General features: G+C 68.1%; 8 protein-coding genes and 2 pseudogenes. 8 read left to right on the forward strand and 2 right to left on the reverse strand.

All coding sequences use genetic code 11. From position 1 onward, the window contains the following. The first annotated feature begins 125 nt into the window (after positions 1-125). Genes ACWGJ5_RS41795 through ACWGJ5_RS41805 form a run of 3 tightly spaced genes read left to right on the forward strand, consistent with a single transcriptional unit; the run spans position 126 to position 5,117 of the window. Entirely contained in the window at positions 126-491 is a 366-nt protein-coding gene (locus tag ACWGJ5_RS41795) for a hypothetical protein (protein ID WP_453314840.1), read from the forward strand. Beyond that, a complete protein-coding gene (locus tag ACWGJ5_RS41800; RefSeq protein ID WP_453314841.1) occupies positions 481-4,749 on the forward strand; it encodes a DUF6531 domain-containing protein in 4,269 nt (1,422 codons plus the stop codon). Before ACWGJ5_RS41795 ends, ACWGJ5_RS41800 begins: the two co-directional genes overlap by 11 nt. Then, complete coding sequence (locus tag ACWGJ5_RS41805) at positions 4,746-5,117, forward strand: hypothetical protein (protein ID WP_453314842.1); 372 nt, start codon at positions 4,746-4,748, stop codon at positions 5,115-5,117. Before ACWGJ5_RS41800 ends, ACWGJ5_RS41805 begins: the two co-directional genes overlap by 4 nt. Positions 5,118-5,122: 5 nt before the next feature. Here the strand turns inward: ACWGJ5_RS41805 and ACWGJ5_RS41810 are convergent. Then, a pseudogene (locus ACWGJ5_RS41810) lies at positions 5,123-5,812 on the reverse strand (transposase family protein). Positions 5,813-6,352: 540 nt separating this feature from the next. Between ACWGJ5_RS41810 and ACWGJ5_RS41815 the strand changes: the two are divergent. After that, positions 6,353-6,655 (forward strand): hypothetical protein, encoded by a 303-nt coding sequence (locus tag ACWGJ5_RS41815; protein ID WP_453314843.1) that lies wholly within the window; start codon positions 6,353-6,355, stop codon positions 6,653-6,655. A 15-nt stretch (positions 6,656-6,670) separates the two neighbouring features. Here the strand turns inward: ACWGJ5_RS41815 and ACWGJ5_RS41820 are convergent. After that, positions 6,671-7,503, reverse strand: a pseudogene (locus ACWGJ5_RS41820) (IS5 family transposase). 72 nt (positions 7,504-7,575) lie between these two features. Here ACWGJ5_RS41820 and ACWGJ5_RS41825 point away from each other — a divergent pair. From ACWGJ5_RS41825 to ACWGJ5_RS41840, 4 genes are all read left to right on the forward strand, one after another. After that, positions 7,576-8,064, forward strand: coding sequence for a GNAT family N-acetyltransferase (locus tag ACWGJ5_RS41825; protein ID WP_453314844.1), 489 nt, complete (start codon positions 7,576-7,578; stop codon positions 8,062-8,064). Positions 8,065-8,649: 585 nt separating this feature from the next. After that, the gene (locus ACWGJ5_RS41830) at positions 8,650-10,065 is read left to right on the forward strand and encodes a DEAD/DEAH box helicase (RefSeq protein WP_453314845.1); all 1,416 of its coding nucleotides are present in this window, start codon (positions 8,650-8,652) and stop codon (positions 10,063-10,065) included. 205 nt (positions 10,066-10,270) lie between these two features. Next, complete coding sequence (locus ACWGJ5_RS41835; RefSeq protein ID WP_453314846.1) at positions 10,271-10,513, forward strand: DUF5302 domain-containing protein; 243 nt, start codon at positions 10,271-10,273, stop codon at positions 10,511-10,513. A 329-nt stretch (positions 10,514-10,842) separates the two neighbouring features. Then, positions 10,843-11,265, forward strand: a 423-nt coding sequence (locus tag ACWGJ5_RS41840) for a maleylpyruvate isomerase N-terminal domain-containing protein (RefSeq protein WP_453314849.1), incomplete at its 3' end; no start/stop codon positions are given.

The following is an 11,265-nucleotide window of genomic DNA, read 5'->3' on the forward strand; positions in this document are numbered from 1 at the left end:
TCGACTCCATCGATGGCCTTCGCACCGCCGCCACTTTGTTTGCGCGTGCCTTCGATATGACCTTTTCTTGACCTGTCTCCCCTAGGGTCGGAAGCTGCGGTTGCGAACGGGGGGAGACGGTAGCGATGGGTGACGGCAAGGTTCCCGGCAAGGTGCTGGACATCAAGACCGCCGACATCAAGGCGGCGGCGCCGGCCTTCCAGAAGGGCGCCGTCGACCTGAGCAAGGCTCTTACCACTCTCATCAAGGCTCTGGACGGCCTCGGTGAGCCCTGGGGTCACGACAAGCAGGGCAATCAGTTCGGCGGCGTCTACAAGCCGTACCAGAAGAAGATCGAGAGCGCGGCGGGCATTCTGGTGCTCGGGCTGACGAGCATTCACGAGGCGATGGTGGACATGGCGGACGGGCATGTGGACCACGATGAGCTGGTCGCGGGCATGTTCACGGAAGTGAAGATCCACAAGCAGAGCGACGGTGCCGGTGAGCATTGAGTCCAAAGCTCGCCACATCCTTCTCGACATGGGCCTGTGGTGGCCGGAGGCCGACTCCGGCAAGCTGCGGGACGCGGCGAAGGCGTGGCGTGCGTTCGCCGATTCGGTGGATGACGTCCGTTCCCCGGTGCACCGCAGCGCGTCCGGGATCATCCACAACAACACGGGTGAGTCGATCGAGGCGTTCCGCAAGTTCTGGGGCCGTTACGCCCAGGGCAAGGACGGCGGCTGGCTGAGCGACCTGGCGAAGTCGTCGCGGGACATGGCCAGTGCGCTGGAGAAGTTCGCCGACGCCATCGACGATGCGATCAACAAGTTGTGGACGCGGATAGCCATCGACGCGGCCGTGATCGCGGGTGGTGTGGCGCTGGCCATCATGACCGCGGGCATCGCCTCGGGTGCGGCGGCTGCTGCGGCGGACGCGGTCATCGAGTTCGGCGCCACGATCGGCGTCGGGGTCTCCGCAGTGGTGGCTGACATCATCGGAGGTGCTTTTGCCGGTGTCGCGTTCGGTGGGGTCGAGTCGGTCACCGTCGACCTCGCCGTGGCCCAGCCGCTGCAGATGGCCGCGGGGCTGCAGCACGGCTTCAGCCTGGACGAGGTCAACCAGGCCGCCAAGGACGGCATGATCTTCGGCGGCGCCCTGGGAGCGGGCGGCGGCCTGCTGAAGGCGAGCATGGAAGGCGGGCTCGCCGACACAACACCGCTGCTGCTGCGCCCGCCATCGCTCCGCCCGGACCTGGTCGATCTGGGCCCGGCGGCCCGCAACGCCGACGACATGCCGTGCGTGGGCGAGCCGATCGACGTGGCGACCGGCGCGATGCTGATGACGCAGACGGACTTGGCACTGCCGGGCAGTCTGCCGCTGCAGTTCACGCGTACCCACCTGTCCTCCTACCGGGGTGGTGTCTGCTTCGGCCCGACGTGGATATCCACCCTGGACGAGTGCCTCCAGATCGACGGCGAGGGCGTCGTCTTCGCCGCTGCCGACGGCATGCGTCTGGTGTACCCGGTGCCCGAACCCGGCGTACCGACGATGCCGGCCAAGGGCGCCCGCTGGCCGCTGGAGTGGGACGGGAAGCCGGACGGCGCGATGACGGTCACCGACCCGTCGACGGGCGTGACGCGGACCTTCGCAGCCCCGGTCCCGTCACCGTCCTTCGGGGTGTTCCACCTGGCGCTGGACTCCTGGAGCGACCGCAACGGCAACCGCGTCGACGTCGAACGCGACGACGAGGGCATCCCGTTCGGCATCCGCCACTCCGGCGGCTACTACGTCGCCGTCGACACCCAGGGCCCCCGTATCACGGCCCTGCGCCTGCTGGACGAGCCGCCCTCCCGCTACCGCCCGGACACCGCGCCCGACGAGGGCACGGTCGTCATGCGTTACGGCTATGACCCGGCCGGCAACCTCACTGAGGTCATCAACTCCAGCGGTGAACCTCTGCGCTTCACCTACGACTCCGAAGGGCGCGTCACCCGCTGGACCGACCGCAACGGCACCTGGTTCTCGTACGTCTACGACGACCGCGGCCAGGTCGTACGCACCGAGGGCGTCGACGGCATCCTCTCCGGCACGCTGACCTACGACGACACCGCCGGCACGACGACGTACACGGATTCCCAGGGCCATGTGTCGGTCCATCGGTACAACGCCGACGGCCTCGTCGTGGAGGAGACGGACCCACTGGGCAACGTCACCCGCACGGAGTGGGACGAGTACGGCGACAAGCCATTGGCGATCACCGACGGCCTCGGCCACACCGCCAGGTACGCCTACGACGAAGTCGGCAACCTCACTGAACTTGCCCTGCCCGACGGCTCGGTGGCTCGGGCCGCCTACAACGCGCTCGGCCTGCCGACCGAGGTGGTCGAGCCGGGCGGCGCGGTGTGGCGACACACGTACGACCAGCGGGGCAACCTGCAGACGGTGCTCGATCCGATGGGCGCAGAGACACGGTACGCGTACGACGCGGCGGGGCGGCCGACGGCAATCACGGACGCGCTGGGCCGTACTCGGACGGTCGCCTACAACGACGCCGGCCTACCTCTTGCTCTCACTGACGAACTGGGCCACACGACGACCATCCGCCGGGACTCCTTCGGCCGGGTGATCCAGGTGACAGACCCACTGCAGAATCGAACCCGGCTGGGCTGGACAACGGAGGGCAAACCCGCCTGGCGCGAACACCCGGACAATACCCGTGAGTCCTGGACGTGGGACGCAGAGGGCAACCTGCTCACCCACACAGACACCGCCGGCAACACCACACAGCACACACCCGGCCATTTCGACGTACCCGCCACCAGGACCGATCCGAGCGGGGCCTATTTCGAGTTCGCTTATGACACGGAACGCCGCTTGACGCGTGTCCTCAATCCCATGGGGCAAGCCTGGGCATACGTCTATGACGAGGCTGGCCGCCTCGTGGCCGAGACGGACTTCAACGGCCGGACCCTCGCCTACGCGCATGACCCGGTGGGCGGTCTGGTGTCGCGGACCAACGGTGCCGGCGAGACGTTGACCTTCACTCGGGACGCGCTCGGTCGGGTCGTGGAACAGCGGAGCAGTACAGATGATGCCACGACGTACGCATACGCACCGACCGGACAACTCGCGCACGCCCGCGGCCCGGAGGCCGAAGTCGTCTATGAGCGCGACAAGCTCGGCAGGGTCCTTTCGGAGACCGTAAACGGCCGGACGACGGTACACGCTTATGACGCCCTGGGGCGGCGGATCCGTCGTACAACCCCATCCGGGCTGACGTCGCATTGGAAGTACGACCTGACGGGGCGTTGCGTCGAGTTGGCCTCCGAATCCGGGAGCCTGTCCTTCACCTACGATGCCGGCGGCCGAGAGACGGAACGCCGTCTTGGCGAAGACGTGACCCTCACCCAGGGGTGGGACGCGGCGGGCCGCCTCACTGTGCAGTCGCTGACATCGGCGTCGGTCGCGAGTGGGGCCGACCACCGCCTCCTGCAGTACCGGGAATATGCCTACCGCGCCGACGGTTACCTCGCTGGCATCCGGGAACTCACGGCTGGCGCCCGGAATTTCGACCTTGATGGGACAGGCCGCGTCACCGGCGTACGCGCTCATGGCTGGACCGAGACCTACGCCTACGACACGGTAGGAAATCTGACGCACGCCGTCGCTCCCGAACACGAGGCCCCTGGGGACCGGGAGTTCGAGGGCACGATCATCCGTCGCGCGGGCAATACCACGTACGAGCACGACGGCCAGGGCCGGCTCGTTACCAAAACCCGCAGACTGCTGAACGGAAAGCGACACACCTGGACGTACTCCTGGAACGCGGAGGACCGCCTGACAGCGGTCACCACCCCGGACGGCAGTCGCTGGCGCTACTCCTACGACCCTTTGGGCCGACGCATCGCCAAATCCCGGATGTCAGAAGACGGTTCTCCGGTTGAGCACGTGGAGTTCACCTGGGACGACACCTGTCTGGCCGAGCAGAACACCCTCGACGGCATGACGACCACCTGGGAGTACGCCCCCGGCACTCACCGTCCACTCGCCCAGACCGACCACTGGCCTTCTGCCCCCGGTTCGGAGACGTCCTTCCTGGCCCGCCTGGCGGAGGAGACGACCACCGATCGCGCGCCTCGCTTCCACGCGGTCATCACTGACGCGGCGGGCACACCGACCGAACTTGTCACAGAAGGTGGTGCCGTGGCCTGGCAGCGACGCACCTCACTGTGGGGTACCCCCTTGTCCGCCGGGACAGAGGCCGAATCGGTCGAGTGCCCGCTGCGCTTCCCCGGCCAGTACCACGATGCCGAAACCGGGCTGCACTACAACTACTTCCGTTTCTACGATCCGGAAACCGCAGGCTACCTGTCCCCCGACCCGCTCGGTCTCGATCCCGCGCCGAATCATCATGCCTACATCGTCAACCCGTTCCGGTGGATCGACCCGACCGGATTGGTGAAGTGCACTCAGGAGGCGCTTGACAAGGCCTTTGAGATGGACAATACGCCGCGGAAGCTCGAACACGTCATCGATCCCCCGAAGCACGGCTTCGAGGAGATAGTGAAGAATTCGGGAGGGCGCTCCGAAGCGTTTCGCCGCATCCTCAACAGTCTTGGAGAAGGCGACGACCTTCCGGAATCCGGTGGTTTCGTCGTCGACCGTACAATCGACGGGGAAACGGTCACCATTCGCGGAGCCATGGTCAACGGGATACCCCGAATCGGAACCGCGTTCATCCAGGAAAAGTTCCCAGGAAAGACACCATGACAGACCACCCTGCCACCAGACCACTCTCCCCCCTCGAACGGCGTACCCTTGCCCAACTTCTCGCGCCCGATTTCCCGGGCGTGCAGGAGCTGAGGAACCAACTGTCAGAAACCCGTGTCACCGGCCAATGGGGCGCCGAGTCTCCGAGTGTCGACCTGGAAGTGCCCGCCGACATCCCTGCAGCACAGATCGAGGACGGCATCATCCCGGCCACTGGAACGGTCACAGACGACTCGGGCCAACTCTTCGGCGAACTGCTTGTGTGGGTGAGTGGTGGAAGGCTCTCAGCCCTCGAGTTCTCGTGGTACGGCGACACCGCACCGACGGAGTTGCCGGATCCCGATCTCGTCACCGTGACAGTTCAATGAGCTTTTCAGCGTAGCCGCTCCGGCGTGAGGACGGCAGCTGCGATTGCCGTCAGCCGGTTCGGGCTGCATCGAGATCGGCGGAAGATGCGCCAGGACTTCAGGCGTGCGACGCCGCGCTCGACCGGTGACCGTGCCGCCGACAACGCGCGGTTGACGGTGTGCTGGGCCGGCGTGAGGTCGCGGCCCGTCGGAGCGTCTGAGGGGTGACGTCACCCACGAGCCGCCTCCCATGTAGGCGCGATGGGCGAGAACCGGGACGCCCTGCCGTTAGCAGATCCGGATGATCCGATGGACGCGGGCGGCTGAGGTCGTGGGCACAGCCCGGCAGGACGGGCGAGATCCACACCAGCCGGCCAGCGGGGTCGGTCACCACCTGCACGTCACTCCGTGCCGACGACGTTTGTGGGAGTGGTCGGCGCGGCTGGCACCGACCCGGTCGCACTTCGCGAGGGTGCCGTCCAGCAGCACGTAGTGGGTATCGGCTTCGAACAGGGCCCGCAGCAGGCCCGGGGCGCGGTCGGCGGGCAGGCCACCACCGCGGCCGTATAAGCGTGGGCGGTGCCGACGGAGATGACGAAGCCGGCTGCGATCTGCGCGAGCGTGTCGTGCCGGCGCAGGTACACCAGGCCGACCAGGGCACGCTGGTGCGGCAGGAGCTCGCAGCGGCGGTCCCCTCCCGCGTGCCCGATGAGCATCGTGACCCACTCGACCAGGGCGTGCGGCAGGTCGAGTGTGGGCCGGTTGCATCGGTGTTGCCTTAACGGAGGTTGGCGGACACGAACAGGGGCAGCGCCGACCGTCACGTGCGGCTGAGCTTCTTGGCGTGACTGCCTTCCGCAGGAGCAACTTTGGCGGCCTGCCGATGGTCGAGTAGGTTGAACGCTGCTCCACGGTCGGCGGAATCATCATGATGCGGATGATTCGTCCCTGTACATGCGTCATGCGATGTTGATGTGATCTCGTTGACCTCGCACGTGGAGTGCGTGGCGATTTTGAGCGCAGGGGGGCAGCCCGCGCCGCAGGCAGTGCGGTCGTGTCCCTCGTGGTGGTGTAGCCGCTCGCGGTCTGTCGGCTCCGCTTCGAAGCCGTCCGGTACCTGCCACTGCGGGCTTCCCGGCGATCGCCGCTGGTAATGGCTGAGCCCCAACAGCGCCTCCAGGGAGGGCGATTCGATCCGTGACCCGGGGATTCCGCCACCTTGATCGGCTACACCACGAGAAGGGACACCATCGGCAGTGCGCCGCACCTTCGAACTCGTCGCGGAAAGTGGCACACCCGACCAGGACCTGAACACCTTGTTCGCCGCACTGACCGAGGACTTCCAGGACGCCCTGGACGCCGCTGGAGACGAGGCGGACATGCCGCTCGACCAGGAGCCGGCGCAGGTGAATGACGACCTCGAAGTCGTTCGTGGCCGGGCGGGCATCCGAGGAGCGAGGTGCCATATCGAGAGCACAGGCCGATTCGGCGGCAGTGACATGGCCGGTCAGGGCCTGGGCGAACGGCTTTGGGGAGCGATGCAGGAACGCCTGCCCTAGGGGACGTCGTGTCGATCACGAGGTGAGCCAGATGAGTGTGCTGGCAAGGGCGATGGCGGCTAGGTAGCGGCCGGGCTGCTTCTCGTAGCGGGTGGCGATGCCGCGCCATTGCTTGAGGCGGTGGAAGCAGCGTTAGAGGACGTTCCGGCGCCAGTAGACGGCTTTGTCGAAGCCGCACCGGCGTTCCCCGCGTCGGGCCCGGCCCGCGAGTTGGTCGACTCGCTCGGGGATGGTGGCTTTGATCCCGCGTCTGCGCAGGTAGATACGGAAGCTGCGGGCCGAGTGGCCCTTGTCGGCCACCATCCGGTCGGGCCGGACGCGGGGGCGTCCCGGTCCGTCACCGGCGACCCTGATACGGCCGATGACCGCTTCATCCTGGGTGCAGTCGTTACGGGTGCCGGCGGTGACGACGAAGGCCAGCGGTCGGCCGCGTCCGTCGCACGTAAGGTGGATCTTGCTGGCCAGTCCGCCACGGGAGCGTCCAAGTGCTCGCTCTTCGAGCCCCCTTTGGCAGCGGTGTGCTGATGGGCTCGCACGATCGTGGAGTCAAGCGCGACCAGCCAGTCCACATCCGCCCGGGTCTGGGCGACGGGCAGCGGGCGGTCAAACGTGCCGTAGGTTGCCCAGCGGGCAAACCGCCCGTGGACGGTCTGCCACGGACCGAACCTCTCGGGCAGATCCCTCCACGGCACCCCGGTGCGGAACTTGAAGACGATCCCTTCCAACACCTGGCGGTGATTGCGCCACCTCCCACGGGCCCGGCCCACAGGAGGCAGAACCGGCGAGATCACAGACCAAATGGTATCGGATATCTCAGAAGCACCCCTCACGACGACACCGACGATCAGATGATCGGAAAGACACTCCTTGGCAGCCGACCCGCCGCGCGAAGGCATTCCCAGGTGCGAAATACTCTCCCGATGAGTTCACGCACTTCCTCGATCAGCCAGCCGGTCACGATACGGAGGGCCGTCGCGCGGGATGCCAAACGGCTCACGCGGCTCGTGCGTGGCTCAAGCGCCTACGAGGGAAAGTACGCAGCCGCAGTCGAGGGCTACAGGGTCGGTCCGGATTACATCGAGGCCCACCGCGCCTTTGTGGCCGTCGGCGCCGACGAGCACGGAGGCCGGGTCCTCGGGTTCTACTCGCTGGTCCTCGCTCCACCGGAGCTCGACCTGCTGTTCGTCGCCGACGAAGTGCAAGGACGGGGTATTGGACGGCTGCTCGTCGCGCACATGCAGTCCGAGGCCCGTGCTGCCGGGATCGACCGTCTCAAGGTCGTGTCGCACGTTCCCGCCGAGGACTTCTACCACCGCGTCGGTGCGGTGCGCACCGGGACCGCGTTCGCGAACCCGCCCGCCGTGCCGTGGGACCGTCCCGAATTCGAGTTTCGCATTCCTTCGGGATGACGCGGTGTGCCGGTTGGCGGGGCACCGGCTTCGCCTGCCTGGTGGCCGGCTTGCAGGAGCCGCTGGACGCCGCGCGCTCCGTGTGTGCCGTTGTCTCTGCCCTGACGGGGGGATCGTCTGCGCGAGCGGCCTCTCCCGGCGGCTCTCTCGCCTCCGGCGCTCCCAGGGCCGCACATCCACAGCGTGCGAACCGTTGTGACGTCGGCAATGGGCCTCGTGCGGCAGCGCTCGATGAGACGACGTCGCCCCTCCATGGTGAGGGGTGTGTTCTTCTGCGTCACGCAGGGGAAGGGGGCGCCTGCTGCCCCGCCCGGAGCCCCGCTCGTAAGGCTTGATGGGTGGCTCGACAGCTCGCCCGTGGGGTGGGGCGTTCTTCAAGGAGAACGGTTGTTCCAGGCCGACCCGCTGCCAGCACCCGTACACAGGGGCGATCGGTATCAGCGGCGCGAGGTTGTGCCATGTGTTAGTGTCACGCTTTTGCGTGGTCGTCGCGGTGGGCGATTCTGCCTGTTCGGTTCAGCTTGTGCGTGGGCTGTTCAAACCTGCCGGGCCTTCCTCGGTACGTTCCCTTGCGGAAGGCTGTTCATGAAGCATCCCCATGACTCCGGCATCGCGCACAGCGGTCCCGCCCAGCCAGGGGCAACGACCCCGGCGCTGCTCCCGGCCGTCTCCTTCGCCGGTCTGGAACTGCCGACGGAGGTGCTGCGGACACTGAGCGAACTCGGGGTGCGCGAACCCTTTCCGATCCAGGCCGCCACACTGCCCGATGCCCTGGAGGGGCGCGACGTCCTGGGACGCGGGCGCACCGGATCGGGTAAGACGCTCGCCTTCGGCCTGCCGCTGCTGACACGTACAGCCGGGCGGCGCGCCGAGCCGAAGCAGCCCCTCGCTCTGATCCTTGTGCCCACCCGGGAACTGGCCGAACAGGTCACCCAGGCGCTGGCGCCGTACGCCGAGGCACTGCGGCTGCGGATGGCCACGGTCGTCGGCGGTATGTCGATCGGCCGGCAGGTCGCCGCGCTGCGCCAGGGAGCCGAGGTGATCGTCGCCACCCCCGGACGCCTTCACGACCTGATTGAGCGCAACGCCTGCCGCCTGGGACGGGTGAGAATCACCGTGCTGGACGAGGCCGACCAGATGTGCGACTTGGGATTCCTGCCGCAGGTTGCCGACGTGCTCGACCAGGTGCACCCCGACGGTCAGCGGATGCTCTTCTCGGCCACGCTCGATCGCGACGTCGATCAGCTGGTCCGCCGCCACCTCCACGACCCCGTCGTCCACTCGGTCGACCCGGCCGTGGGCGCGCTCACGACGATGGAGCACCACGTTCTGGTCGTCCACGGCCCTGACCGCTACGCCGTCGCCACGGAGATCTCCGCCCGCGACGGCCGCGTACTGCTGTTCCTCGACACCAAGCACGCCGTCGACCAGCTCACCCGGCATCTGCGGGCCAGCGGGGTGCACGCCGGGGCCCTGCACAGCGGTAAGTCCCAGCCACAGCGCACACGGACCCTGGCGCAGTTCAAGAACGGCCAAATCACCGTTCTGGTGGCGACCAATGTCGCGGCCCGTGGCCTGCACGTCGACGACCTCGATCTCGTGGTCAACGTCGACCCGCCCACCGACGCCAAGGACTATGTGCACCGGGCGGGCCGCACCGCCCGAGCCGGTGAGTCCGGCAGCGTGGTCACGCTCGTGCTGGCGGGCCAGCGCCGCGAGACGAGCCGCATGATGGCCGGGGCCGGCATCGAGCCGACCGTCACCAAGGTGCGCTCGGGCGAGGCGGAACTGACCCGGATCACCGGCGCCAAGGCTCCCTCCGGGATCCCGCTCGACGGCGGGCCCGCCGTCCCCCGGCCCAAGAACACCAACGCTCCCTTCCGCGGTCTCGGTACCAGCAAGGACACCTCCCGCGGCGCCGGCGGCAAGTCCCGAAAGGCGGCCGAGGCCCGCAAGCTCGCCGAGGCCCGCAGGGCCGCCCTCGTGCGTCGCAACGGCTGAGAGCCGTTGCCCTGGCAGCCTGGCCGCGGGATCGACAACCCTCGGCCCGGCCCGAAGCCGCCCTGCGCGCCTCACCTACGAAGTCAACGCCTTTGGCCGCGAGAGGGATACCCGCCGAATCGGAGCAGGATGACGTTGCCGGCGCCTCGCACTGCGCCCAGCATGACAAGCTGTGCGTGCCCACCCCCGAACCCAGGAGGTCACCATGACAGCAGAGCCCGTACTTACGGAAGGTTCGGAGCCTGCTGCCCCCGAGACGTCCCCTCTGGAGCCGGACGGCGACGGCAACTACGACCTCAAGCGCAAGTTCCGCGAAGCCCTGGCGCGCAAGCGCGGTGCGCAGGCGGACGCCGCTGACATGGCCGCCAAGTCCGATGCGTCGAAGGTGCGTTCGGCGCACGGCCCCGCTGCGAGCCAGCGGTCGTTCAGGCGCAAGAGCGGTGGCTGAGTCGGTGAGTCCCGCGATCTGACCGCTTCACCGGCACTCGCGCTGTCCACTCGCGCCTCCCGTGCAGTGGCCCGCGACGTGCGCATGCCCGTGCGCGCGTCGCGGGCGGGGCGTAGCCGGCGGACTCGCCTGGGAGGAATGGCCCAGATGCGGTTGACTCGGGTCGGTGGCGCCGCCGAACTGGAGTTCCGGCATGAGGGCACTGCCTTGTCCGAGGGTACGCGGGCTGTGTCGCGCGCCTGGCGTGCCCCTGTACCGCTGTGAAAATCGACTGCGGTCGTCCGGCGTGACGGTAGGCATCCGCGTGGCACGGACATTCGTTCCTCGTCCTGCTGCGGCCGATCGACGCACAGTCGATCGCGTTCCCGGCAGCGGTCGCCTTGGTGCCCAGCCGCGACGCGCAGGTGCCGACCTGCCCCGAGTGGACGCTGTCCGATCTGGTGCGACATCTGGGCGGGGTGCACCGCCGCTGTGTCACCGGTTCCTCCCGCGGCTTCGGCCGCGAGTTCGCGCAGGCGGCCCTGGAGCGCGGCGACAGGGCCGTCGCCCGCAACACCGACTCCCTCGCGGACCTGTCGGCCGCCCACGGCGAGGGGATCCGCCTCGTCGAGCCCGGCGGCTTCGCCACCGACCGGTCCGGGCGTGCCCGACCTCGATGCCGGCGGGGCCGCGGCCGGATCCGGGGACCGTGCTGCCGGGCTGGGGCTCAGGCGTCGATGATGACGGGGATGATGAGGGGCTTGCGGCGGTGG

The organism is Streptomyces sp. NPDC054783 (assembly GCF_053611725.1).